Annotated in this window: 25 protein-coding genes and 2 pseudogenes; 7 read left to right on the top strand and 20 right to left on the bottom strand. The window is 42.2% G+C overall.

What is annotated here, in order from left to right; genetic code table 11:
* Positions 1–41: 41 nt before the first annotated feature.
* The 4 genes and pseudogenes from ACT3TH_RS11780 to ACT3TH_RS11765 all read right to left on the bottom strand — a co-directional run bounded on the left by ACT3TH_RS11780 (position 42) and on the right by ACT3TH_RS11765 (position 2,707).
* A pseudogene (locus ACT3TH_RS11780) lies at positions 42–1,046 on the bottom strand (TerC family protein).
* A 125-nt stretch (positions 1,047–1,171) separates the two neighbouring features.
* Positions 1,172–1,357, bottom strand: a complete 186-nt coding sequence (locus tag ACT3TH_RS11775) for a hypothetical protein (RefSeq protein WP_444756024.1) — start codon at positions 1,355–1,357, stop codon at positions 1,172–1,174.
* A 335-nt stretch (positions 1,358–1,692) separates the two neighbouring features.
* On the bottom strand, positions 1,693–2,070 hold the full coding sequence (locus ACT3TH_RS11770; protein WP_444756023.1) for a hypothetical protein: 378 nt from the start codon (positions 2,068–2,070) through the stop codon (positions 1,693–1,695).
* Positions 2,071–2,494: 424 nt separating this feature from the next.
* The gene (locus tag ACT3TH_RS11765) at positions 2,495–2,707 is read right to left on the bottom strand and encodes a hypothetical protein (protein WP_444756022.1); all 213 of its coding nucleotides are present in this window, start codon (positions 2,705–2,707) and stop codon (positions 2,495–2,497) included.
* Positions 2,708–3,076: 369 nt separating this feature from the next.
* Between ACT3TH_RS11765 and pqqA the strand changes: the two genes are divergently transcribed.
* From pqqA to ACT3TH_RS11735, 6 genes are all read left to right on the top strand, one after another.
* Positions 3,077–3,151, top strand: a complete 75-nt coding sequence (gene pqqA, locus ACT3TH_RS11760) for a pyrroloquinoline quinone precursor peptide PqqA (protein ID WP_082894360.1) — start codon at positions 3,077–3,079, stop codon at positions 3,149–3,151.
* Positions 3,152–3,222: 71 nt separating this feature from the next.
* The gene (pqqB, locus tag ACT3TH_RS11755) at positions 3,223–4,134 is read left to right on the top strand and encodes a pyrroloquinoline quinone biosynthesis protein PqqB (protein ID WP_444756021.1); all 912 of its coding nucleotides are present in this window, start codon (positions 3,223–3,225) and stop codon (positions 4,132–4,134) included.
* A gap of 12 nt (positions 4,135–4,146) precedes the next feature.
* On the top strand, positions 4,147–4,914 hold the full coding sequence (gene pqqC / locus ACT3TH_RS11750) for a pyrroloquinoline-quinone synthase PqqC (protein ID WP_444756020.1): 768 nt from the start codon (positions 4,147–4,149) through the stop codon (positions 4,912–4,914).
* A complete protein-coding gene (pqqD, locus tag ACT3TH_RS11745) occupies positions 4,911–5,195 on the top strand; it encodes a pyrroloquinoline quinone biosynthesis peptide chaperone PqqD (protein ID WP_444756019.1) in 285 nt (94 codons plus the stop codon). Before pqqC ends, pqqD begins: the two co-directional genes overlap by 4 nt.
* Complete coding sequence (gene pqqE, locus ACT3TH_RS11740) at positions 5,192–6,343, top strand: pyrroloquinoline quinone biosynthesis protein PqqE (protein ID WP_444756018.1); 1,152 nt, start codon at positions 5,192–5,194, stop codon at positions 6,341–6,343. The genes pqqD and pqqE overlap by 4 nt, the downstream gene beginning before the upstream one ends.
* A gap of 2 nt (positions 6,344–6,345) precedes the next feature.
* A complete protein-coding gene (locus tag ACT3TH_RS11735; RefSeq protein WP_444756017.1) occupies positions 6,346–7,395 on the top strand; it encodes a dipeptidase in 1,050 nt (349 codons plus the stop codon).
* 121 nt (positions 7,396–7,516) lie between these two features.
* Here the strand turns inward: ACT3TH_RS11735 and ACT3TH_RS11730 are convergent, their stop codons facing one another.
* The 4 genes from ACT3TH_RS11730 to ACT3TH_RS11715 form a co-directional block, all read right to left on the bottom strand.
* Positions 7,517–8,311, bottom strand: coding sequence for a tetratricopeptide repeat protein (locus tag ACT3TH_RS11730; RefSeq protein WP_444756016.1), 795 nt, complete (start codon positions 8,309–8,311; stop codon positions 7,517–7,519).
* 267 nt (positions 8,312–8,578) lie between these two features.
* Positions 8,579–8,788 carry a hypothetical protein gene (locus ACT3TH_RS11725; protein WP_444756015.1) on the bottom strand — a complete coding sequence of 70 codons (210 nt, stop codon included), beginning with the start codon at positions 8,786–8,788 and terminating at the stop codon, positions 8,579–8,581.
* Between the two features lie 245 nt (positions 8,789–9,033).
* Positions 9,034–10,083, bottom strand: coding sequence for a zinc-binding alcohol dehydrogenase family protein (locus ACT3TH_RS11720; protein WP_444756058.1), 1,050 nt, complete (start codon positions 10,081–10,083; stop codon positions 9,034–9,036).
* A 228-nt stretch (positions 10,084–10,311) separates the two neighbouring features.
* The gene (locus ACT3TH_RS11715) at positions 10,312–11,451 is read right to left on the bottom strand and encodes an alkene reductase (RefSeq protein ID WP_444756014.1); all 1,140 of its coding nucleotides are present in this window, start codon (positions 11,449–11,451) and stop codon (positions 10,312–10,314) included.
* Positions 11,452–11,614: 163 nt separating this feature from the next.
* On the opposite strand from ACT3TH_RS11715, the gene ACT3TH_RS11710 reads away from it, so the two are divergent.
* The gene (locus tag ACT3TH_RS11710; RefSeq protein ID WP_444756013.1) at positions 11,615–12,499 is read left to right on the top strand and encodes a LysR substrate-binding domain-containing protein; all 885 of its coding nucleotides are present in this window, start codon (positions 11,615–11,617) and stop codon (positions 12,497–12,499) included.
* Between the two features lie 163 nt (positions 12,500–12,662).
* Here the strand turns inward: ACT3TH_RS11710 and ACT3TH_RS11705 are convergent, their stop codons facing one another.
* The 12 genes and pseudogenes from ACT3TH_RS11705 to ACT3TH_RS11650 all read right to left on the bottom strand — a co-directional run bounded on the left by ACT3TH_RS11705 (position 12,663) and on the right by ACT3TH_RS11650 (position 24,107).
* Positions 12,663–13,088 (bottom strand): acetyl-CoA carboxylase biotin carboxyl carrier protein, encoded by a 426-nt coding sequence (locus tag ACT3TH_RS11705; RefSeq protein WP_444756012.1) that lies wholly within the window; start codon positions 13,086–13,088, stop codon positions 12,663–12,665.
* Between the two features lie 19 nt (positions 13,089–13,107).
* Complete coding sequence (locus ACT3TH_RS11700; protein ID WP_444756011.1) at positions 13,108–14,295, bottom strand: NRAMP family divalent metal transporter; 1,188 nt, start codon at positions 14,293–14,295, stop codon at positions 13,108–13,110.
* Between the two features lie 42 nt (positions 14,296–14,337).
* Positions 14,338–15,072 (bottom strand): 5-oxoprolinase subunit PxpA, encoded by a 735-nt coding sequence (gene pxpA, locus ACT3TH_RS11695; RefSeq protein WP_444756010.1) that lies wholly within the window; start codon positions 15,070–15,072, stop codon positions 14,338–14,340.
* The gene (locus ACT3TH_RS11690) at positions 15,062–15,985 is read right to left on the bottom strand and encodes a biotin-dependent carboxyltransferase family protein (protein WP_444756009.1); all 924 of its coding nucleotides are present in this window, start codon (positions 15,983–15,985) and stop codon (positions 15,062–15,064) included. Before ACT3TH_RS11690 ends, pxpA begins: the two co-directional genes overlap by 11 nt.
* A gap of 194 nt (positions 15,986–16,179) precedes the next feature.
* On the bottom strand, positions 16,180–16,881 hold the full coding sequence (gene pxpB / locus ACT3TH_RS11685) for a 5-oxoprolinase subunit PxpB (RefSeq protein WP_444756008.1): 702 nt from the start codon (positions 16,879–16,881) through the stop codon (positions 16,180–16,182).
* A gap of 26 nt (positions 16,882–16,907) precedes the next feature.
* A complete protein-coding gene (gene accC / locus ACT3TH_RS11680) occupies positions 16,908–18,257 on the bottom strand; it encodes an acetyl-CoA carboxylase biotin carboxylase subunit (protein ID WP_444756007.1) in 1,350 nt (449 codons plus the stop codon).
* Positions 18,258–18,328: 71 nt separating this feature from the next.
* Positions 18,329–18,847, bottom strand: coding sequence for an acetyl-CoA carboxylase biotin carboxyl carrier protein (gene accB / locus ACT3TH_RS11675; protein ID WP_444756006.1), 519 nt, complete (start codon positions 18,845–18,847; stop codon positions 18,329–18,331).
* Between the two features lie 124 nt (positions 18,848–18,971).
* A pseudogene (locus tag ACT3TH_RS11670) lies at positions 18,972–19,301 on the bottom strand (D-glutamate cyclase family protein); the annotation flags it as partial.
* 331 nt (positions 19,302–19,632) lie between these two features.
* The gene (locus ACT3TH_RS11665; RefSeq protein WP_444756005.1) at positions 19,633–20,157 is read right to left on the bottom strand and encodes a DUF2939 domain-containing protein; all 525 of its coding nucleotides are present in this window, start codon (positions 20,155–20,157) and stop codon (positions 19,633–19,635) included.
* A gap of 397 nt (positions 20,158–20,554) precedes the next feature.
* A complete protein-coding gene (locus ACT3TH_RS11660) occupies positions 20,555–21,025 on the bottom strand; it encodes an acyl-CoA thioesterase (protein ID WP_444756004.1) in 471 nt (156 codons plus the stop codon).
* 132 nt (positions 21,026–21,157) lie between these two features.
* Positions 21,158–22,858 carry a fatty acid--CoA ligase gene (locus tag ACT3TH_RS11655; protein ID WP_444756003.1) on the bottom strand — a complete coding sequence of 567 codons (1,701 nt, stop codon included), beginning with the start codon at positions 22,856–22,858 and terminating at the stop codon, positions 21,158–21,160.
* 46 nt (positions 22,859–22,904) lie between these two features.
* A complete protein-coding gene (locus ACT3TH_RS11650) occupies positions 22,905–24,107 on the bottom strand; it encodes a 3-oxoadipyl-CoA thiolase (protein ID WP_444756002.1) in 1,203 nt (400 codons plus the stop codon).
* Positions 24,108–24,206: the final 99 nt, after the last annotated feature.

The following is a 24,206-nucleotide window of genomic DNA, read 5'->3' as shown; positions in this document are numbered from 1 at the left end:
AACTTGATATCAAGTACTTACCGAATTAGTCCCATATTTGCTTATATCTTTGCCTGCGGATTATTTTTAGCATAACGCCATGACATCAATCCAGTAATAATTAGTACTACTGCAATAAAGCCTAAAGAAACTGCAATTGGAACATGATAAAGATCCAGTAGAAGCATTTTTATACCAATAAAGGTCATGATTACGCCCAGCCCATACGGTAAGTAGTGCATTGTGGCTGCTGCGCCTGCTAACAGGAAGAACATAGCACGCAGACCTAAAATAGCGAATAAGTTAGCACTCAATACAATGAATGGGTCGGTGGTAATGGCAAAAATGGCAGGAATAGAGTCAACCGCAAAAATAACATCAGAGATTTCGACTAGAATTAACACTACCAACATGGGTGTCGCCCACAATAGACCATTTTCACGCACTAAAAACTTTTCGCCTCGCAGCGTGGGCGTAATGCGCATATGTCTACGCAGCCATTTTAATAGCTTCATTTCCTCAAGATCGACAGGTTCGTCGTGACCGCCTTTTAGAAACTTATAACCGGTATAAACCAAAAACGCACCAAAGATATAAAGTACCCATGAAAACTCTTGAATGAGCCATGCGCCTGCAAGAATAAAAATAGTGCGTAAAACAATAGCGCCTATTACACCGTATAATAGTATACGACGCTGCAGAGCAGGTGGGACAGCAAACGCGCCAAAAATCATGAGCCAGACAAATACGTTATCAATCGCTAGTGATTTTTCGATTAAATAACCAGTCACAAACTCTAAGGTTTTTTGGTTAGCAACTGCTGTGCCTAAATTTGTATTTAAATACCATCATAATCCGCCTGCGAATAAAGCAGATACACTGACCCAAGCAATACTCCATAGTGCAGCCAATTTAATAGATACAGGTTGGTGCTCATTTTGCAATGCGTTTACGTCGGAACTCTCTGGCTGATCTTTATGCTTAAAGCCTAAAAAGTCGATCAGTAGCATGACTGCGACTATCGCAAAAAAAATGGCATATAGCCAAGGGGTGCCGATGGTTTCCACAATATTCCTCAAGTATAGACAACAGGGATCAGATTCTATTTGGTTCCAATTGGTATGCACTCATACTAGTAACAGAACCCTAAAAAGAAACTTTAATATACACATTTTACTTATTTTCATCTACATTAATTATGACTCCTACCGTCAAATTCGTAACCGTCGCTACCAGTATTATCTGCTAGGATTGCTAGCAAGTTGCGCTTACTACCAGTGATTAAGCCTGTTTCATAGCGGCTATACTGGTTGGTAGGCTGTCCGTTAATAGTGGTTTGATGATGGGTGTGTGCTTTATTGAGGGTGATATATGCCATTGCTTGACGCCTAAATTTATTAGTAGTGATAAGATAGGTTTATTGTTGCAAGTTTTGACGGCTAGGCTGTGGGGGTGTTCCGTTGGGGTTTAGGCAAAGAAAAACACACTAGTAGGCCTTTCAATTCTCAAAGCCATGTAAACTCAATTCTCAATAAAAAGACGGTTATTACTATATTAAGAAAATTAATTTTCTTAATATAGTAATAACCGTCTGTGTTTCTAATTATTCAACATACAATTCATTAATGTTTATGACCTTAAGATAAGTTACTACTACCCTTATCCTAAGTTTAATCTAGGCGTATGCAGATTATAATCTGGGACCTCTATAATCTATTGATCACTTTCTGTTGGTGTTTTATTGAAACTCGTATTTTGTCCGTCTACCATCGTTGTGTCACCAATTACTGAGCCGTCAGTCATTTCATCGGTTACAGTAGTATCTGTTGTGTCAGTCGTAGTTGTACCAGCTGGATCCATAGGGCTATCTGCATCTGCCATGCCCATATCGTTAGTTGTTTCACCCATAGCAGTGTCCGTACCTACTTCAGTACCAGTCGGTCCTGTTTCAACCGATGCAGCTTCAGTAGTGTCCGTACTAGCTGGCTTCTCTTCCACTTCGTTACTGCAAGCACTTAGTCCCACAGCGCTGACCAATAACGCGATCCATAATTTACTTTGAAATGAATAGTTAGATGTTATTTTCTTCATTTTAATATCCTTAATAAAGTTAAGATAAACCATTGATTATGGTGTTAAACATTGTAACTAACCGTCACTCTAAACGAATTCCAATATTAATATATATGCCTACTAAGACGTTTTTGTTAACTTTTACTAAATCTTTAACAACGTTAGTAATGTAATTATTATAGAGTCAGACCTTTATAAATATGATACAAGACTTCTAGAACAAGCGAAATAACAAAGGTTTTTAGCCAGAACCTCATATGGGCCATAAGACTCATATAGTTCCCTTATAGCAAGTACTTATTCCCAACTGTCCACACCATCCACTATATCGCTCACATTTAAGAAGAACAAAAGGTGGTGTAGCACCCTCACGAATGAGGAAACCAAATCTTAGGCAATAAAAAACCCACCGAGTAGTAGGTTTTATCTGGCTCTAACGATTCTATTTGTTTTCAGATGCTAACTTATTGATAAGATGCTGAAAGTCCTCTTGTCGAGAATCTGCGTCTTCATACCAAGCTACAGCAAATTGTCTCGCATAACTTAGAGTTAATTTCTGGTTTGGAGGGCTCATGGTAGCTACATAGGTAGCTTTTATAATAGCTTTAGTGAATTCAAGAACCTTGCCGTCAAAATCTTCTTGTGTCAAGTTCATCGTAAATCCTCATTTGCACCACTGGAGCTACTTATGTTGAATCAATGATTGTTGTTTCAAGATGCTAGACAGAACTCAATGTTATTCACATATGCCTGATCGGCTACTACATCTCTCTTAGCTTTAAGCATTTGAGACAGATGCTCTGAATGGGTTAGACAATTTTTAACTCTTAATTCAAGTCAGAAAAAAGACGATTAGAATTAACTAAAGACAGATAAATTTTGAGTTTTACTATCATGCTACGTTACCAAAACCTTACAAGCCTAACGCCTCAGAAATTGACAGCAAGGCTCATATTATATACCATTAAATACTCATTTTATTTACCTTTCTTATTAATTAATAAGATCCTGTAGGAGTAATCCCATGCAATGGACTAAACCAGCTTTTCAAGACATTCGTATCGGTTTCGAAGTAACTATGTATTTTGAAGCACGTTAGAATTTATTAGACTTAAAACCATTAAAAGCCCTAGATGATTAGGGCTTTTATTTTTTTGGAAATATCAATTTATGTATATTCATGTTTTAGGCTCAGCGGCTGGTGGTGGTTTTCCACAGTGGAATTGCAATTGCCATAATTGTCATGGCGTACGCCTTGGTACTATTGAAGCAAAAACCCGTACTCAATCTTCAATCGCCATCTCAGAAAATGGCGTAGATTGGATTTTATTCAACGCGTCACCAGATATTCGCCAACAGTTATTTGAATTCAAAGCGGCACAGCCAGCGCGTCAATTGAGAGATACTGGGATCACGAATGTGGTCTTGATGGACAGTCAGCTCGACCATACGACGGGTCTATTGACTCTACGCGAAGGTTGTCCGATTCCTGTTTGGTGTACAGGGATGGTCTACCAAGACCTTACAACGGGATTTCCTATCTTTAATATGCTAAAGCATTGGAATGGCGGCCTACAATACAACCAGATTGATCCAAAACAGACATTCAAGATTGAAGGTTTTGATAATCTAGAATTGACGCCTTTGATTATTAGAAGCTCAGCGCCGCCCTACTCTCCGCACCGTAATGATCCACACGATGGCGACAATATTGCTCTGATCGTGAAAGATTTAAAAACACAAAAACAACTCTTTTATGCGCCAGGTTTGGGCAAAATTGACGATGATATCATGCAAATCATGAATGCTTCTGACTGCGTGATGATTGATGGCACTCTATGGACTGACAACGAGATGCAAGAATGCGGCGTCGGTACCAAAACAGGTCAAGACATGGGGCATTTGCATATTAGCGGTAAAGACGGCTCACTTCATTATTTAGATCAACTCGAAAATTCTCGTAAAGTATTGATCCACATTAATAACACCAATCCGATATTGAATGAACAATCCGAACAGGCTGCTGAGTTGAAACGACACGGTGTTGAAGTGGCTTTTGATGGTATGCAGATTGAACTGTAAGGTGAAAACAAAATGAATACAGCGCAAGAAGAAAAAACAGCACTGAGCACAGAAGCATTTGAACAAGCGATTTTGGCTAAAGGTCAGTATTATCATATTTATCATCCCTTTCATACTATGATGCATGAAGGGCAAGCGACCCAGCAGCAGATCCAAGCGTGGGTCGCCAACCGATTTTATTATCAAATCAACATTCCATTGAAAGACGCTGCGATTATGGCAAATTGCCCTGATCAACGGGTGCGTCAAGAGTGGATTCAGCGCATGATTGATCAAGATGGGGTGTATCCTGATGGTGGTGGCCGTGAGGCTTGGTTGAGTCTGGCAGAAGCCGTTGGGCTGACTCGTGAGCAAGTGATTTCTGAAGAATTGGTGTTGCCGGGTGTTCGTTTTGCTGTGGATGCTTATGTCAATTTTGCCAGACGCACATCATGGCGAGAAGCGGCCAGTAGCTCACTGACAGAGCTGTTTGCACCGCAGATTCATCAATCGCGCTTAGAGTCTTGGCCAAAACATTACCCTTGGATTAAAGAGGAAGGGTACACATATTTCCGCTCGCGCTTGAGTCAAGCTCGCCGTGATGTTGAGCATGGTCTAACTATCACATTAGACTCATTCAAAACGATTGAACAACAAGAGCGTATGCTTGAAATCCTGCAATTTAAGCTCGATATCTTGTGGACCATCTTGGATGCTTTAAGCTTGGCTTATGTCCATAATCAAGCCCCTTATCAAAGCGTCACGACTGATAATGTCTGGCATAAAGGATTGTTTAAATGAGTTTACCTGAGTTAGATCATTCCATCGTCCCTGTGTGGCGTCATGGTTATCGCTTTCAGTTTGAGCCTGCGCAAAACGCATATGTACTGCTCTATCCTGAGGGTATGATTAAGCTAAACGATAGTGCCAGCATCATTGGTCAACATATTGACGGTCAGGCATCCATTGCTGATATTATCAAAAAGGTGAAAGCCATGTTTGGAGATATTCCTGAAATTGAGCAAGACATTATCGAATACATGTTGGTCGCCCAGCGTGAACATTGGATTGATTTAATATGACTGCACCAGTAGGGCTTCCATTATGGCTACTTGCGGAGCTGACCTATCGCTGCCCATTACAGTGTCCTTATTGCTCCAATCCCATTGATTATGCTCAGTATAAACAAGAGCTGACCACGCAAGAGTGGTTTGATGTGTTTGATCAGGCGCGGCAAATGGGCGCGGTACAGCTTGGATTTTCGGGTGGTGAACCACTCGTGCGCCAAGATTTGGAAGAGCTGGTCGCTTATGCACACAAACAAGGCTTTTATACCAACCTTATCACCTCAGGTATGGGACTCACTGAGGCCAGAATCGCAAGTCTAAAAGAAGCAGGCCTACAACATATTCAAATCAGTTTTCAGGCCAGTGATCCGTTGGTAAACAATGCATTGGCGGGTTCAAAACATGCTTTTGAACAGAAGTATGAGATGTCACGCCTGGTCAAGCAATATGACTATCCGATGGTACTTAACTTTGTGATTCATCGGCAGAATATTGATCAGATTGACCAGATCATTGATCTCTGCCTAGAGCTTGAAGCGGATACGGTTGAGCTTGCGATTTGTCAGTTTTATGGCTGGGCGTTTGAGAATATACAAGGTCTATTGCCCACCAAAGAACAAGTGGTGAGAGCCGAGCGGATTACCAATGAGTATCGTAAAAAGATTGAAGAGCGTGGTATCAAGTGCAAACTGATTTTTGTGGTACCTGATTATTACGAAGAACGTCCAAAACCTTGTATGGATGGTTGGGGTAAGATTTTTTTGACCGTGGCACCTGATGGCACTGCCCTACCTTGCCATGCCGCGAGACAAATGCCAATACAATTCCCTAATGTGCGAGAAACGCCGCTTAAAGATATTTGGTATGACTCGGCAAGCTTTAATCAGTTTCGCGGTGATGATTGGATGCCTGACATGTGTCAAAGCTGTCCAGATAAAGAGCGCGATTACGGCGGCTGTCGTTGCCAAGCGTTTATGCTGACAGGTGATGCCAAAAATGCCGATCCTGTGTGTGGCAAATCGCCTTATCACTATCTGATTGAGGAAGCGCGTGTGAACAGTGAAACACCTGTTCCTTTTGAAGATTTGCTTTTTAGAAATCCAAAAAGTTCCAAACTCTTGAGTCAAGAACACCTAATTCCTACTCGTACCGTAACGGATTGACTATGAATGCTCAGCCAGTCATCTTTGATGGCCATAACGATCTATTGACCCGTCTTTGGCTGAGCTCAGCCGTAGATCCTGTGCACGATTTTATTTATGGTACGCTACCGGGACATTTGGACTTAAAACGTTGCCGACAAGCAGGTTGGATGGGAGGGTTGTTTTCTATTTTCCTACCACCTTATGCGTATGTCAAAAACAGTCATCCTGATAAATTGTCTAATCCCTCAGGCTCAGACTTCACCCCGCAAGAAATTGTCGATATTTGTTGCGAGCAGTTAGCACTCGCTCAGCAATTACAGGCGCGATCAGACGGTCAGATTCAAATTTGTACGTCTTTAGCGCAAATTCAAGCCTGTCAGCAAAATCAAAAGCTGGCAATCGTTCTTCACCTTGAAGGTGCTGAATTTTTAGCCATTAAGCCTGACCTGCTGGATGTTTTTTATGATGCCGGACTCAGAAGTATCGGCCCACTTTGGAATAGAAAAAGTCTCTTTGGTGACGGCCTAAACGCATCTTTTCCGCATTCTCCAGATACGGGATCTGGTTTAACCGATCAAGGTAAAGACCTTATTTTAGAATGTAGTAAAAAAGGCATGCTGATTGATGTATCTCATATGAATGAACGTGCTTTTTGGGATACGCTAGAGACTATCCATCAACCTATTGTCGCTACACATTCCAATGCGCATGCTTTATGTCAGCAAGCAAGAAACCTAACCGATCGCCAGCTGAATGCCATTAAGCAAAGCGGTGGTATGATTGGGGTGAATTTTGATGTTGCGTTTCTTCGTGCTGATGGGCAACGTAATACGCAAACTTCACTTGATGTGATTGTGGATCACCTTGTTTATTTGATTGACCATCTGGGCAAAGATCAAGTGGGTTTCGGCTCTGATTTTGATGGTTGTCTACTACCTGATGATTTGTCTGATATTAGCCAAATATCTATGCTAATCGAGCGAATGCAACAACGTCACTTTTCTGATGATCTTATTGAAAAGGTAACATCAAAAAACTGGTTTGCTGTGTTGGATAAGATATGGCAATGATCGAGAGCACCGTTTTCATAAGCGCGATCAAGTCACTCTATGGCGCTAGATTTATCACTGTAGATAATGCTATTACTAACATAGACTTTACCAAACACTCCGCTAGCTTCGCTATTACTTGCTATAACTCATCACAACTAGGCTGATATCCGTTGTCACAAGATTTGCTATACCACTCTTGTGATTTAACCTTGTCTTGCTCCACACCTCTGCCCTCAAAGTACATCAAACCAAGACTGTTCTGCGCTAAGGCTACTTCTTGATTTGCCGCTTTTAGATACCACTCAGCTGCTTTTGTATCATCAAGTTTAACTCCTCTACCAGTTTCGTACATATCACCAATATTATTTTGAGCGCCAGAGTCTCCCTGAGCAGCAGCTTTTCTTAACCATTTCATTGCCTCGGCGTAATCCCGACTAACACCTTGGCCTTTATCGTACATTCCAGCGAGATTATACTGAGCGGGTGCAAAACCTTTATCAGCTGATTTTTGATACCATTGAACTGCTTTCTCATAATCTTGAGGAATGCCTTTGCCATTCTGATAAAAAGTGCCAAGATTGAATTGAATCTCAGCATTGCCCTGATTGGCAGCTTTTTCATACCACTCGATGGCCTTAGCGTAATTTTGACGTACGCCTGTGCCATTGCTATACATCTCTCCAAGCGTATACTGAGAAAATGCATGGCCTCGATTGGCAGCTTCTTGAGTCCATTTAAAAGCTTTAATATCATCTTGGTTAATACCATCACCAGTACGGTACATGTAGCCAAGAGTGCCTTGAGTAGTCGCTATTCCTTTATCCACCAAAATTCTTACAATACTAAGATCCGCAGCAGAAGCTGGTAGGGTTAGCACACACGATAATCCTACTGCCATCATGTTATAAATTAATAGCTTATTGAGTTTTTGCATGATAGTTATTCTTTCTCATTTAATTTTTGACGAGCATCACAGCTTTCTTGATAGCGTTGATCACAAGCTCCACTATACCATTCAACCGCTTTGGCATAGTTTTTACTAACGCCTTTGTCTTCCTTATACATAGTACCAAGATTAAACGGCTATAACATCGCATGATGTATTTTTGTTGACCGCATTTAGATTAATTTTTAGGGGGTGGCAACTATCCTGCCATAGGGTGCTAATTAAGTTACGCCTTGTGATAAAAATCATCGAATATTACGCATCTTCTTCATCGGTCAGATACCATATTATAAACTCATAAAAACTATTCCAGTGCGGTAATGTTCCATCAATCAGTTGCTGTAGCTGACCAATCTGAAAATCCCATATGCTATCATCTTCTGTATTATACAAATAACCCCCTTCACCTTCACCTGTACTAAAGAGAATATAATTCTTAGGTACGTCCCAATAATCATGAGCCATTTTAGCTGCGAAACCTTGAGGAGGAAGTGGATCAACTATGTCGAAAAGAGTATAAATCACACCCATCTCTTCAATTTTATCAGTAGAATAGCGCTTTTGGTTACCCTCCTTAACGGAAGTACTATTAGATATTTAAACACAACTAATTATATATCCACTTAAACACAAAAAATCACCCTGACCGTTTAAGCAAGAGTGATTTTCTATTTTGGTTTGTAAGATTATACTTTCTAAAGATTTATGACTTATACAGACCAGCCTTCTAAGACAATCTTGCCATGTGCTTGTTGGTTTTCTAGCATTTGGTGCGCACTGCGTACATGCTCAGCTGTGATAGTGCCAAGATTATGAGCAACCGTGGTTTTGATATTGCCTGCATCAATTAGTTTTGCCACGTCATTTAGCAAATGATGCTGTTCGATCATATTTGGCGTATGGAACATAGAACGTGCAAACATAAACTCCCAATGTAGACTCAAACTTTTGGTTTTTAAAGGGGTGGCATCCAATGATTTTGGATCATCAATGACCCCCAACTTACCTTGCGGTTTTAAGCATTTGATGATTTCTTCATAATGCTCGTCGGTGTTGTTCAGACTGATGACGTAATCCACTTCACTGATGCCCGTCTTTTTTAGCTCATCATACAATGGATTGCGATGATTGATGACATGATCTGCGCCCAAATCCTTCAACCACTGTACACTTCCATCTCTCGAAGCAGTGCCGATAATCGTGGCAGAGGTGCGTACTTTTAATAGCTGGGTTAATATTGAACCCACGCCGCCTGCCGCGCCAATGACCAATACTGAGACATCATTAGTATTCTCGTTACTACTGTGTTCATTTGCCGAGCTATCAGGGACAGGTACTTGTAAACGATCAAACAACATCTCCCAAGCAGTGATGGTCGTCAATGGTAGTGCAGCTGCTTCAGCAAAAGACAACGATGCTGGCATATGCCCCACGATACGCTCATCAACCAGCTGATACTCAGCGTTGCTACCTGAACGGGTTAAATCACCTGCATAGTAGACCTTGTCTCCTACTGAGAATAGGCTGACCTCTTCTCCAACAGCCGTCACTATGCCAGCAGCATCCCAACCAATCACTGCATACTCACCCTTTGGTGCAGGACGCGATTGACGGATTTTATAATCTACTGGGTTTACGGATATTGCTTTGATCTCTACCAAAATATCATGACCTGAGGCAGTCGGTTTATCGAGGGTGATGTCTTCTAGTGATTTTTCATTATCGATGGCTAAATTGTCTTGATACCCAATGGCTTTTATTGTCTGATTTTGCATTTTTTTATTCCTAATAATTTTTTATTCCTAATAATAGGGCGTGTTGAATAAAGTAGCGACATGAACGGTCATTAAAGGCTATATAGCATTCAACCATGGCAATCATGGCACTGATTCTCCACTTTTATCATTGGGGCTGATTATGAAGGTTCAACACACCCTAAAGTTATAAATAAAAATAAGGCCATAAAAGGCCTTATTTTTATTTACTCACTATTCTTCGTAGCGAGGATAATCGTTATAGCCAATTTCAGTGCCTCCATACATAGTGTCAGGGTCTACCTCATTAAGTGGCAAATTATTGGCGATGCGCTCAGGTAAATCGGGATTAGCAATAAAAGGACGACCAAAAGCAAATAAGTCACCATAACCTTTAGATAACATATCAATCGATTTCTGCACGGTGTACTTACCCGCATAAATGATACGTCCTGAAAATTCAGCTCTTACCGCTTGATAAAAATTCTCTGGTAAATTAGGTGCGTTATCCCAATCGGCCTCTGCAATTGATAAATAAGCAATGCCTGCTTGTTCGAGCACTTTAATCGCTTCAATATACGTATGATGTGGATCTGATTCTACCAGCCCTAAATACACACGAGTCTCACCAGTACTCGCAAATAAAGGCGCAAAACGTACCCCTAAGCGATCAGCCCCGACCACCTCACTGACAGCAGCGACCACTTCTTTTAAGAAACGCAGACGATTGGTTAATGAACCGCCATATCGATCATCACGGGTATTACTATACTCAGAAATAAATTGATTCACCAAATAGCCATTGGCACAATGCAGCTCTACCCCATCAAAACCTGCCTCCAATGCGTTGCGTGCTGCTTGGGCATACATCGTTACCAGCTCGCCAACCTCATCAGTGCTGAGTGTACGTGGTTCACTTGGATCGGCTAATGCACCTTCGCCTGGGCCTGTTTCAATAAATACTTTGACGTTGTCAGCAGTAATGGCTGATGGACCAATAGGCTGAGCACCTTGGGGCTGTAAGCTGGTGTGAGACACACGTCCAACATGCCATAGCTGAGCAAAAATAATACTGCCTTTAGCATGTACCACTTGTGTGACTTTTTTCCAGCCTTCAATTTGTGCTTGGGAATGGATGCCTGGTGTCCATGCATAACCTTGGCCTCTTGGTTCAATCTGCGTACCTTCGGTAACCATAAAGCCTGCTGTCGCACGCTGTCCATAATAGCTTGCCATTAAGTCATTAGGAATATTGTCAGGTTGCGTGCTACGAGAACGTGTCAACGGTGGCATCACGATACGGTTTTTAAGTGTATAAGGCCCAAGTTCTACAGAAGAAAATAATGCACTCGTATTTGGTATAGGTTGATTCATAACACTCTCTTTTTAAACAAACGGATAGGCTTATTCTTTGAGTCAATCCACCTGCTGTCAGGTTAACTGGCTAATTAAGCAATGTTGGTAAGCATAGAGTTTTATAGGTACAATTAGAAACAACCACTTGTTGTTTAAGACACAATTATTAATGGTACAAATTATGAACGGTATGAATAGACTCGATATTAAGCAGCTTAGAGTACTACAAGCCTTACTTGATCTAAAAAACCTCTCACAAGTCGCGCGCAAAATGGGTCTGACCCAACAGGCTATTAGTGAGCAATTACGTAAGTTACGTGATTTGTTTGATGATCGATTGTTTATTCGTCAAGGGAATACCATGGTAGCAACACCAAAGGCGCTATCGATGCAGCAACCCATTGACCATATATTAAAGCAGTTAGAAGTGCTGTTAGAACCAGATGTTTTCCAACCTCAAACATACAAAGGCGTATTTACGATTAGTGCGACCGACTATGCGACACAGGCATTATTACCACAATTGTTTAATATAACGCGCCGTGCCGCACCGAATTTAAAGTTGATTGTGCGCGACTTCGCCTCAGACAACATCAATCAGCTTATCGCGGCAGGTGAGCTTGATTTACTGATTACCTTTCCTGAGTTTATCCCTGATAACTTATCGTATGTTACTCTATTTGAAGAACAACATTTATGCGTGACAGGTTGCCAAAATGAGTTTGCAACCGAGGTATTAACACTGGCACAAGTTGCCGCTCATCCGCAACTGGTGGTATCTCCTTCGCGTGCTAACTTGCGTGGCTCTCATGATCAATGGTTTTTAGAAAGAGGTCTAAAACGAAACATTGTTATGTCAGTTCCTAGCTTTTCAGCAGTACCAGATATCTTGCACACAACAGATATGATTGCGTATTATCCTTCGCGGTTATTGCCGAGCAGTAAGGTCAAAGAGCTTAGGGTTGAAGCATTACCCCCCACATTTAAGGTCATAGCTGCGTGGCATCCACGTACTAGGGACAGTGGTATACATCGTTGGTTAATTGACCAGTTACGAAACCTATAATAGCCAATATTAGCTATAGCCAATCTCTTAGATTTATTTATCCTATGCAATATATCGTTTATTCTTGGTAGGCGCACCATGAAACATAATGGTACATACCAAAAAACCCCACAAACTTTGCGATGTGGGGTTTTTTCATTTAAGTAATTATGGCTGATCTAGACTACGCGTTTATCGCCAACGCCAAAATAGGTTGCCCATATTCAATGTTTTGTCCGTTTTCAACTAAGATGGCGTCAACAACGCCCTCCTTATCACTGACAACCGGTAATAAACGGGTCAGCTCTTCAATGAAGCATATCGTCTGACCTTTTTTAATAACATCCCCTTCTTTGACCAAATTATCGGTAGCATTGTCTTCACTTAGATAAATTTTTCCCACATGAGTTGCACGTACCTGCACCTGTCCACTACCACCACTCTGCTCAGGCTCATGAGTCGGCTTAGCTTCTATCGGATTAGCACTGCTCTGTGAATCCAAATTGTTAACCACTTTAATAGACTGTCCACTCTCTGCAATCGTGACTTCATGCAACTGGCTGCTCTCAACCAGTTTAACCACACGTGCTATTTGCTCTATATCCATCATAAATTCCTTAACTTAATTATCAACTCATACCAAGATATTTAGCGATCGTCATCACGCTTAAAATACTCATAGCAATAGCGATTATCCAACCAAATACAGCAATCCAAATAGGATGTTTATAATTACCCACAATATTTTTTCTATAGGCTGCAATAAGAATAATGACCATGGCAATAGGTAGTACCAAGCCATTTAACGTACCGACCAATACTAGAACTTGAGCCGGTTTACCGATAGTGGCAAACACGAATGTTGAAATCACGATAAAACCAATAATAAAATAACGCTTGTACGTTTCAATGAACGGGTGGAAATTGGTCATAAAAGAGACAGAAGTATAAGCGGCGCCAATGACAGAGGTCACAGAGGCGGCCCAAATCACCATACCAAAAATAACCTTACCTGCATTGCCCAAGATATATTCAAAAGGCGACATCGCTGGGTTGGCAGGATCCAATGCAAAGCCCTGAGACACCACACCTAACACCGCAAGGAATAAAAACACACGAATAATAGAAGCAATTAAGATCCCAGAGACCGAACTGCGAGTAACTGCGCTTAGATTCTCTTCTCCGCTCACGCCAGCTTCTAGCAAGCGATGCGCACCTGAAAACGTAATATAACCGCCAACCGTACCACCCACCAAAGTCACAATAGCGACTGCATCAATCTTATCGGGCATAATGGTTTTAGTAACAGCTTCTGCTAGTGGCGGATCAGATTTAAATACTACATAAATGATCAGTACGATAAGAATAAAGCCCATGAGCTGAGCAAATTTATCCATCATAGGGCCAACTTCTTTGCCTAAAAATATGGCCACCGCGATGACACCACTAATTAATGCACCAGTGATAGGCGATATATTGAACATGGACTGCATGCCAAGCCCTGCACCGCCAATGTTGCCAATATTAAAAGCAAGCCCGCCTGCAATAATTAAGAAAGCGAGCAAATAGCCGACGCCAGGAAACACTAAATTAGCAATCTCTTGTGCGCGTTTTTTGGAGACAGCGACTACGCGCCAAACATTAAGCTGTACCCCAATATCCATAACAATAGAGATTAAGATAACAAAGCCGAAGCTTGCCATGAGGCTTTCGGTAAAAGTCGCCGTTTGGGTCAAAAATCCTGGTCCGACGGCTGATGTCGCCATCAAGAAGGCCGCGCCTAAAATGGCGGTATTGTGTTTTTTTAAGGTACTCATAAACATCCTTGTGTGATACAAAATAGGTCAATCAAACTATTGTTAGGCGGATATCTTTATACCTTTACGCTCTAGTTGCTCTTTTATATTCTGAGCAAATAAAATGGCATGTTCGCCATCTCCATGTAAGCAGATGCTTTGCGCATCTACAGGCACTTTTGCGCCGCATACACTAGTCACAGTCCCTTCCGTAATCATCTGCAATACATGATTAATCGCTTCATCCGTATCTGTTATTAGCGCATTGTCCTTACTGCGAGAGACCAATGAGCCATCTTTTTCATAGTTTCTGTCGGCAAATACTTCTGATATCGCCTCCAAACCATGATTTTTTGCTGATTTGACAAGATAGCCTCCTGACAAACCCATCACTTTTAAGTTTGGATTAAAGCGTTTGATTTCGCTCACCAAAATATCTGACAAGGCTTCATCAACGGCGGCTTGGTTATACAGAGCACCATGCGGTTTAACGTACTCTAAAGGCACACCAACCAAATCACATAGCGCTTTGGTCGCACCCAACTGATACGATAGTAAGGCGCGGTAATCAGCTTCATCTAAAGGCTGATGAATACGGCCAAAGTTTTCTCTATCATCTAGCCCAGGATGTGCGCCTACTCTGACATTATTTTTTTTGGCCAGTTGCAAAGTAGCTAGCATCTCGCTATAAGAGCCTGCGTGCAGGCCACAGCAGACGTTAGCGGAGCTGACAATGGTCAACAATCTATCATCTTGCCCGCAGCCTTCAGCGACATCGGCATTCAAATCAATTTTCATCGGCATATTCCTTAATTTGCTTAATATAATGGTGTCTTTTTTGTTGCTCATGCAAAGCTTGTTCTACATCTACCACGGTAAAATGACAGGCTTTACCAAATCGAGTTTGTGCCATCAGTCCGATATCTGCATTAATGACGGTGGCAATTTTGGGATAGCCACCTGTCGTCTGCCCATCTGCCATCAAGACAATGGGTTGACCCTGCGGTGGTACTTGAATCATACCGATATCGACACCGTGCGAGCTCATCTCTACAGGCTCGCTAAATTCAAGCCCTGACTGGCCAGCTAAGCGATAGCCCATACGATTGCTGTTAGTTTGCAGCTTCCACGCTTGTGTCTCAAACGCTTCTTGGGAGGCTGCGGTAAAGCATTCATACTCGCTACTTTTTATCACTCTGATCGTTTGGGTTGGCGCAAGGCGAGCCACGCCAATGACGGGTAAGCTTGAAGCCTTTTTTACGTTTATCATGTCGCCAGCTTTAAGATACCTACCTTCAAAGCCGCCAAAGCCTGCTTTGGTATTGGTGCTGGTCGACTGTAGGACTGGCTCAATATTAAAACCACCATGCACACATAAGTAGGTATACATGCCTTGTAGTGGGCGTACGAGTTTAAGTATTTGCTTGGCTTTTGCATTGATACGCCAATAGCAAGGAATACGCTTATCGTCTAAATAAGCTTCATACAAGGCGCCCGTTAAGCAAAAACTGACGTCTTCTTCAAACTGTATGGTCAAATTACCCAAAGCAATTTCAATTGCTGGCTCGTTAAGCTTATTTTTTATCAAGGCGTTGCCAGCTTGTAGCGACCAGCTGTCCATTACTCCATTTCTGCCCACGCCCATGCTTCGGTAGCCCAAGCGTCCCGAATCTTGGATACTAGCAAGGGCGCTTGCGTCTAAAATTTTCATTGATACCACCTATTTATTTATATTTTTTATTCGTATTACCTTTATAGCTATGATCCTATAGTCGATCCATTTTAAAAACAGTACGGTTCTACTGGAGTAAATTTTGCAAAGCCTCTGTCACGCTTACGAACCGCCAGCAAGGAAAATTTATACCAGTAGAACCTGATGACTGGATTTGCCATTTTTATTTTTGATTAACTACACTCATGAATATCAATCGCTGTAAACGTTAAGGTATCGCCTGCGTTTAGCAAGGTTGGAGACTCTTTAGTCAAATCAAATAACGCGGTATCGGTTTGGCCCAGCAGTTGCCAACCACCCGGAGATTCAAAAGGATAGACCCCTGTCTGCTGGCCGCCTATACCGACTGAACCTGCTGGTACTTGCGTACGGGGTATGGCGTGTCTTGGGAAATATAAGGATTCAAATAAGCCGCCAAGATAAGGAAAGCCTGGCTGAAAACCAATGAAATACACGGTGTAAGTCACCTCAGTATGCAAATTAACAACGTCTTCAACTGAAAGGTTTAATGCCTTTGCCATGGCAGCAAGGTCAGGCCCATACTTGCCACCGTAATGCACAGGGATTTCGATGTGTTTGCCTTCTATAGTTTTTGATGGGATGTCATTGAGTAACGCTGATAGTGTCTGTTCAAAGGCTTGAAGCTCAGTCCATGTCAATGATAGGGTGAACACACTGAGCGTATTCATACCTATCACCACTTCTATGACTTCTGGCATTTTATTGATAATATCTGCTAACGCCCAGCATTGGCGCTGCTTGTCTAAGGTAACAGGCTTTGGGAAGAACAAAGCCAGATTGGTTTCACTGCATAGTTGCCACTGTAGTTCCATTTGTACGCGCTCCATGATCTTTATTTCAACGTCAGCTTTCATTTCAGCTTTAGCGCTCGTTTTTATTCTTAACTTATATTGTCTTGTATCCACTCAGCCAGATAGTGAATGCTCATTTGACCGTCACAAAACACCTTGTCTTCAAACAGACGCTGATGCAGACCAATATTGGTATCAATGCCTGTAATTTGTGCCTCTGATAAGGCTGCTTGCATCTTCGCTATCGCCTGCGCTCTTGAATGATCATGCACACATATTTTGGCAATTAGACTGTCATAAGACGGCGGTACGGTATAGTTGGATTCGACATGGCTATCCACTCTAATACCAAATCCTGCTGGCATATGACAATAGTCTATACGTCCTGCGTTTGGTAAAAATGTCTGGGCATTTTCAGCATTTATACGGCATTCAAAAGCGTGTCCCGTGATTGTAATATCGCTTTGTTTGTGCGCAAGCGCCAATCCTGCAGCGACTCTTATTTGCTCTTGAACAATATCAACGCCCGTTATCATTTCAGTAATGGTGTGCTCCACCTGAACTCGAGTGTTCATCTCGATAAAAAAGAACTCGCCATTTTCGTATAAAAATTCAAACGTGCCTGCCCCTCTATATTGCATTTTTTGACATGCCGTTACGCAAGCCTGTCCTATCTGCTGACGCTGTTCGTCCGTGATACCGGGTGCTGGCGCTTCTTCAATGACTTTTTGGTGGCGACGTTGCATCGAACAATCGCGCTCACCTAAATAGATGGCATTACCATGCGTATCAGACAGCACTTGGACTTCAATATGGCGAGGCGCTTGTAAGTACTTTTCAAGATAAACGATTGAGCTACCAAAATTGGCTTTGGCTTCCGTTTGCGTCATAGCAATAGCCGAGAGTAAATCGGCTTCTTTTTCGACCACTCGCATGCCGCGACCGCCACCACCGCTAGCTGCCTTTATAATGACTGGATAGCCGACGTCTTTGGCAATCTTAATGACTTGCTCCGAGTCGGTAGGCAAAGCGCCATCAGAACCTGGCACACAGGGCACGCCAGCGATCGTCATTTGCTCTTTTGCTGCGACTTTGTCACCCATCTTGCTAATATTATCTGCCGTTGGACCAATAAATATCAGCCCTGAGGCTTCAATTAAAGCCGCAAAATCGGCATTTTCGGACAAAAAACCATAGCCTGGGTGAATGGCTTGCGCGCCTGTTATCTTGGCGGCAGAAACGATCGCTCTTTGATTAAGATAACTGTTTACCGCGCTGGCAGGGCCGATACATACTCTTTCGTCGGCTAAGCGTACGGGCAGTGAGTCTTTATCGGTTTCAGAATGAGCAATGACGGTTTGAATACCTAACTGTCTGCAAGCTCGGATAATACGTAGAGCAATCTCGCCGCGATTGGCAATTAAGATTTTTGAGAACATGTCTGTTTTCCTAAGAAGATGATGTCAAATACAGTATTTATGCGTCGTTATAGACGCGGTGCTCTTTGACCTTAACTGTTTGGCGCTATCACAAATAAAGGCTGCTCATACTCTACGACGTCACCTTCTTCTACCAAAATCTCTTTAAGCGTACCACTCGTTTCTGCTTTAACTTCATACATCATTTTCATGGCTTCAATAATACACAGTGTCTGCCCTGCTTCTATCTGATCGTCGACTTTAAAAAAGGTCTCGGCTGTCGGATCTGGGCGCAGATAAAAAGTACCTAACATTGGGGCAGTGACGTGATTCCCTGCGCCCTCAGTAGCTACTGTTTCGTCAGTTGTATTAGAGCCTATTGTTTCATCATCATTGGTGCTGGCTTTCTGAGCAGATACGCTTGCTGTCTGCTGCTCTGATGTGGACACCTTATTAGTAGAATTGCGCGTGCTGCTGTTGGCATTGTGATTGTCATTGACCTGACAAACGATAGAGATACGCGTATCGCCATCCGTTATTTCTAAAGACTTTATGTCTGAGCCTTCTGCCAGTTTTATGAGCTTTTCTAAATCCGTGAAGTTAATATTCATATGATTGATTATTCCGTTAAAGTAAAAATGGGCAATTATTTTGAGAAATGGCTGATTTAGTTTGAAGTGAGTATTGATTAAGACGTTATATATAACGGTCTGTAGCGAATGGCGTAAGCCAAAATTATAGAACTGCCAAGTCCTCATCTTTGGGATCGCAGATAAACATATGCTCCGGTACATGCGTGATCATAAGCTCAGGTTTGCTGGTCATGGCGATACTTTGGGGCGTGACACCGCAAGCCCAAAACACAGGAACTTCGCCCTCTTTTAAGATCGATTGATCACCAAAGTCGGGGGAATGAATGTCTTTTATACCGATTAAGCTTGGGTCGCCTATATGGATGGGTGCGCCATGTATTTGAGGAAACCGAAAAGTGGCTTGCACCGTTCTCATTACTAGCTGATAGCGTATCGGCCGCATGCTTACCACCATTTTTCCATGAAACCGTCCGGTGTGTAGGATCCAAATTGAGACATCTCTCCATAGATTATCTTATATATTAATAAATGCACTGTCCTTAGTCCTTATTTGAATTTAATAGAATGGTTTTTAGATTACAATACGACTTCAATTCCTATTATCTTGCTAGTGACGAACTATGTTTGATTGGTAGTTATTGAGGAAATAACTCAAGTAAGCATAAAAAAAGCCCTACAAATTTATGTAAGGCTTTTATTTTTTTGGATGTCTACATGTCAATCGACACTTAGATATCAGCTAGTAGTTATCGGGTCAAATAGATAAAATTGTTATCAACTAAAATAAGACTTTTTAAATCCTACTAAAAGTTATTTAAAGGGAAATCTATGTTGGTTATTTTCCAGCTTAAACCTTGGCGATGTAAGATAACCTTTACATTATCATCCCTTTCTGTGTTATTTATATCAACATGAAAGCTATTAAACGAATCGTAACTGGTCTCATATTCTAGTTCCTTAGGTTCTTCTTGTATACCAGTAGCTTCTGGAGAGTCTTGTTCTTGCTCCTTTAACATTATAGCTGCTACCCCCTCTGGAGTAATCAAGCCATCAACTATCGGATCTATCATTGCAGTAGCAAACATTGAGCCTAATGCTTCAAAACCGTCATTATTTTCACTTGTAATCATCTCTGCAGCAAGCTTAGCTTTAAATTGATCTTTGACACTCTGTTTTACGCTTGGGAAATCAATATAGCTAGATAGTTTGTCAGCGTCTCGGGCTTGAGCGGCATTTTTTATGCTATTAAGCGCTAAGTAAGGAGATGCATATAAATAACCTGCTACTAAAACTAATAATATAACAACTGAGCTCAGTATCTTTTTCATAGATATTCTTTAACATAAAAAAACATTACCTTAACACATTTTTAATGAACTATAGTCGTATTTCTCATTATTACTTTTCTAGAATATAGCGTTTTAATATGGTTTTTATTTTAAATACCTACTTCATTACTATTCGCAATAATTGCATAAACTGACATCATGCATCATGAATAGCACTTTGTTAATCTATATCAGTCATTAGTAATGGCTGGATTCGGTGAACTCACTATTGTGAAAGTATCGTTGCCACAATACTTGCTATCGTGGCTGTAGGCGAGGTGTTTTCTTCTATTGGCTGGTTCGGCATGTTTTTAATGGTCATTTGTCTTTTAATGCAAGTCCTTAGAATGCCAACAATGTCCAAAAAACGATCGTTACCTAACAGCCCACCTATTCTTTAACCAAACCCTTCAAGCGTAGCAATCGCCGCTTTTCTTGATTCATCAATATTCTTTTTTTGACCACTGTCTTTATCAAGATAGACCAGCACTGACTCACCGCGTGCAACAACGGTATTCATCGCCGTACTATAATATGTGTATTCATGAATTAAGCTGGCGTTGCCGATTTTTTTGACCTGTACGCCAATCCATAAGGTATCAGGTTGCGTGACAGGTTTGAAGTATTGGCAAGATGACGCCGCCATCACTGAAAATGTTTTTTCATTAAATAAATTGAGTTGGCTATTGTAGTGGATACGCGCGTTTTGAGCGTACGTGTAATAGACCACATTATTGACGTGGCCAAACGCATCCATATCTCCCCAGGCGACTTGTTGCGGATAGACAACCGCAAAACCGTGCAGTGGATGGCTGCTATCTTTATCAATAGTGTCTTGAATTTCTGGTAGAATCGCAAAATCTTTCATAATCTTCTCTTCTGGTCATGCCATGAATGCACTGTAAAGTAAGGGTTTTTAAAATCATCCATCAGTGCAAAATATATTTTTAATTATTAATAGTTTCTTGTTTAATAGTTTCTTATTTAATAGGTTTTTGAACTAAATAAGCTTTTCTGCATGCATCATTCGCATTCTTTTCTTATCGAGCTTACCGACACTTGTTTTTGGCATATCGACCAAAAACTTGATCTCGGTTGGCACGCCATACTTAGGTAAATGGCCTTTTTCAACCGCTTGATGACCGAGTGCCAAGATATCTTCTGCTCTAGTTGCGCTATGTTCAGGTTTTAACACCACCAATGCTAAAGGTCGCTCGCCCCAGCGCTCATCAGGTATCCCAATCACAGCCACGTCAGCGACGCTCGGATGAAAGGATAAGATGGTTTCAACTTCGAGCGAGGATACCCACTCACCGCCCGACTTAATGACGTCTTTGAGCCTATCCGTGATGCTAAGCGTACCGTTGGCTGAGATACAAGCAATGTCTTGGGTGTGCATCCAGCCGCCGCGCCACAGCTCGTTGCCTGCATCTGGATTTTTAAAGTAGCTTTGGGTCAGCCAAGGCGCTCGAATCACAAGCTCGCCTGTCGACTTGCCATCCATTGGTTGCGGTTTGCCGTTTTCATCCCAAATTTCCATCGAAACCAGCATAATGGGCGAACCTGACAGACAACGATAATTGAGCTGATCCTTTGTGGTCATTGAGTCTGTTTTGTCATCGAACACCGCTCTAGATAACACAGGACAGGATTCTGACATACCAAACCCTGACATAAATTCGATACCGCTCTCAATCGCCGCTTTGGCTAAGCCTTCATTTAGCTTTGAGCCGCCTAGTAACAGCTTGAGATTATTAAACTTACGCCCTCGCGCTGCCATCTCTTTAAGTAGCATCTGTAGTATCGATGGTACGCCGTGTGACAGCGTGACTTTGTGCTCCTCAATCAAATCAATCAAGGTTGGCGCTAGATATCGCCCAGGATAGACTTGTTTGAGTCCTATCATGGTCGCACCATACGGCCAGCACCAAGCATGGACGTGAAATAATGGTGTCATTGGCATATAAACATCGTTGTAGCGTGCGCCCTGACCTTCAGCATTGAGCGCTGATGCCAAGGTACTCGCCAGCGTTTGCAGTACAATTTGCCGATGGGTGAAAAACACCCCTTTTGGGTCGTCCGTTGTGCCACTCGTATAAAAGGTGGTAGCAATGGTGTTTTCGTCAAAATCTGGGAAATCAAACTCGTCACTGACAGCGGCTAGCAAGGCTTCATACTCACCATCGACATAGTCTGGCAGGACAGTATTGCTATCTTCTACGTCATCAAGCCAAATAACGTGCTCAATAGAAGGCGCATCATGACGATAGTCTTTCGCCATCGGCTCAAACTCAGCATTTAGCAATAAGGCTTTGGGTTTGGCATGGTTGATGGTATACAGCACTTTGTCTTCAGACAGGCGTATATTAACTGTTTGTAAAATCATGCCCGACATGGGCACAGCAAAATACGCCTCAAGATAGCGATGACTGTCCCAATCCATAACAGCCACCACATCTCCTGCTTGCAATCCCATATTCTTAAGCACATTTGCCAAGCGGTTCACGCGCTGGAAAAACTCAGCGTACGTATAAGTTACCTTGTCAGCATAGCTAATGGTTTGATTAGTAGAAGCGATTTTTGCGCGATTTAGAAGCTGCTTAATAATCAAAGGAAAACCGTACGCTTCGTCAGCTTGATGGTAGTTTTCATTTTGATTAAGTATTGAGGGCGTTGTTGTACTGTTTGTCATGGCCTTCATAAATGTCATCCTTGATAAAAATAATAGTGCGAAGTTATGGCAAGCGTTACACCCGCTCTATAACCATGGCGAGTCCCTGCCCAATACCAATACATAGACTGACCACGGCATATTTGCCGCCAGTACGCTGTAGCTCGCGCGCTGTACTCAACGCTATTCTGGCACCTGAGGCACCAAGTGGATGACCTACGGCAATCGCCCCGCCATTCGGATTGACGCGCTTGTCATCAAAATCAAGATCTAAGCCTTTAAGGCAGCCCAATACTTGTGAAGCAAAGGCTTCATTGATCTCAATAATAGACATATCCTCAAGGCTCAGATCAGCACGCGTTAATGCCAGTTTTATGGCGTCGACAGGCCCGACACCCATGATGTTTGGCTCAACGCCTACAGCACCAGAGGATAAAATCTTGGCAACGGGTTTAAAGCCTAGTTTTTGTTCTGCTTGCGCCGAGCCAATGATCAAAGCGGCGGCCCCATCGTTGATACCTGAGGCATTGCCTGCGGTTACGATACCGTCTTTATTTAATGGTTTGAGTTTTTGTAGGGCATCAACCGTGGAGCTGGCGCGAGGATGCTCGTCTTCTATGATGTCTTTTGGCGGCAGTTTTTTACCTTGTGAAACTGCAATTGGCGTTATCTCATCTTCAAAAAATCCCGCTTGTTTTGCCGCTTGATACTTCGCTTGCGAGGCCGCCGCAAATTTATCCGCCTCTTCACGAGTGATATTGTATTTACGCGCGACATTGTCTCCCGTTTGCGGCATGCTATCGTTGCCAAACTTTTCGGTCAAAATAGAATTAGGAAAGCGGCTACCAATGGTCGTATCAAATACTTTGAATTCACGACTAAAAGGCTGCTCAGTCTTGGCAAAAACAAAAGGCGCACGCGTCATGGACTCCACACCGCCTGCCAAAAATATATTGCCCTCATTACAAGTGATACTACGCGCAGCATCAATGACCGTTGATAACCCTGAGGCGCACAAACAATTGACGGTTTGACCGGGCGTTTTGACATTCAATCCTGCCAGCAATGCGGCGTTGCGAGCGATATTGCGTGAGTCCTCACCTGCTTGATTGGTATTCCCGATTAATACTTCATCAAACGTGTCATCGGCTAGCTGGTGCTTCTCGACCAAGGCTTTTATCACGGTCGCAATCAAATCATCAGGTCGCACACTTGCCAAGGCGCCGCCGTGGCGACCAAAAGGGCTTCTTAATCCATCATAAATGTAGGCATCTAACATAACGTTTCCTTGTCATATTTTTAATAGTCGTATTTTTGGTGTTTGTCTTTTAAATCGTTGTTTTCTAAAGTATTGTTTTTAAAAAGCTATTGTTACGAA

This window comes from Psychrobacter sp. AOP22-C1-C5 (assembly GCF_052378885.1).
Lineage (GTDB): Bacteria > Pseudomonadota > Gammaproteobacteria > Pseudomonadales > Moraxellaceae > Psychrobacter.
This window is presented reverse-complemented; position numbering and strand designations above follow the sequence as displayed.

Bases quoted from the DNA above. Each gene is read 5' to 3' on its own strand.
- accB (WP_444756006.1), bottom strand. From the start codon at position 18,847: ATGAATATTAACTTCACGGATTTAGAAAAGCTCATAAAACTGGCAGAA.
- ACT3TH_RS11715 (WP_444756014.1), bottom strand. From the start codon at position 11,451: ATGAATCAACCTATACCAAATACGAGTGCATTATTTTCTTCTGTAGAA.
- ACT3TH_RS11660 (WP_444756004.1), bottom strand. From the start codon at position 21,025: ATGAAAGATTTTGCGATTCTACCAGAAATTCAAGACACTATTGATAAA.
- pqqE (WP_444756018.1), top strand. From the start codon at position 5,192: ATGACTGCACCAGTAGGGCTTCCATTATGGCTACTTGCGGAGCTGACC.
- ACT3TH_RS11770 (WP_444756023.1), bottom strand. From the start codon at position 2,070: ATGAAGAAAATAACATCTAACTATTCATTTCAAAGTAAATTATGGATC.
- ACT3TH_RS11735 (WP_444756017.1), top strand. From the start codon at position 6,346: ATGAATGCTCAGCCAGTCATCTTTGATGGCCATAACGATCTATTGACC.
- ACT3TH_RS11655 (WP_444756003.1), bottom strand. From the start codon at position 22,858: ATGAAGGCCATGACAAACAGTACAACAACGCCCTCAATACTTAATCAA.
- ACT3TH_RS11690 (WP_444756009.1), bottom strand. From the start codon at position 15,985: ATGAAAATTTTAGACGCAAGCGCCCTTGCTAGTATCCAAGATTCGGGA.
- pxpA (WP_444756010.1), bottom strand. From the start codon at position 15,072: ATGAAAATTGATTTGAATGCCGATGTCGCTGAAGGCTGCGGGCAAGAT.
- ACT3TH_RS11725 (WP_444756015.1), bottom strand. From the start codon at position 8,788: ATGGCTCATGATTATTGGGACGTACCTAAGAATTATATTCTCTTTAGT.
- ACT3TH_RS11665 (WP_444756005.1), bottom strand. From the start codon at position 20,157: ATGAAAAAGATACTGAGCTCAGTTGTTATATTATTAGTTTTAGTAGCA.
- pqqD (WP_444756019.1), top strand. From the start codon at position 4,911: ATGAGTTTACCTGAGTTAGATCATTCCATCGTCCCTGTGTGGCGTCAT.
- ACT3TH_RS11705 (WP_444756012.1), bottom strand. From the start codon at position 13,088: ATGATGGATATAGAGCAAATAGCACGTGTGGTTAAACTGGTTGAGAGC.
- ACT3TH_RS11650 (WP_444756002.1), bottom strand. From the start codon at position 24,107: ATGTTAGATGCCTACATTTATGATGGATTAAGAAGCCCTTTTGGTCGC.
- pqqC (WP_444756020.1), top strand. From the start codon at position 4,147: ATGAATACAGCGCAAGAAGAAAAAACAGCACTGAGCACAGAAGCATTT.
- ACT3TH_RS11775 (WP_444756024.1), bottom strand. From the start codon at position 1,357: ATGGCATATATCACCCTCAATAAAGCACACACCCATCATCAAACCACT.
- ACT3TH_RS11730 (WP_444756016.1), bottom strand. From the start codon at position 8,311: ATGCAAAAACTCAATAAGCTATTAATTTATAACATGATGGCAGTAGGA.
- pqqB (WP_444756021.1), top strand. From the start codon at position 3,223: ATGTATATTCATGTTTTAGGCTCAGCGGCTGGTGGTGGTTTTCCACAG.
- ACT3TH_RS11710 (WP_444756013.1), top strand. From the start codon at position 11,615: ATGAACGGTATGAATAGACTCGATATTAAGCAGCTTAGAGTACTACAA.
- accC (WP_444756007.1), bottom strand. From the start codon at position 18,257: ATGTTCTCAAAAATCTTAATTGCCAATCGCGGCGAGATTGCTCTACGT.
- ACT3TH_RS11765 (WP_444756022.1), bottom strand. From the start codon at position 2,707: ATGAACTTGACACAAGAAGATTTTGACGGCAAGGTTCTTGAATTCACT.
- pxpB (WP_444756008.1), bottom strand. From the start codon at position 16,881: ATGAAAGCTGACGTTGAAATAAAGATCATGGAGCGCGTACAAATGGAA.
- ACT3TH_RS11700 (WP_444756011.1), bottom strand. From the start codon at position 14,295: ATGAGTACCTTAAAAAAACACAATACCGCCATTTTAGGCGCGGCCTTC.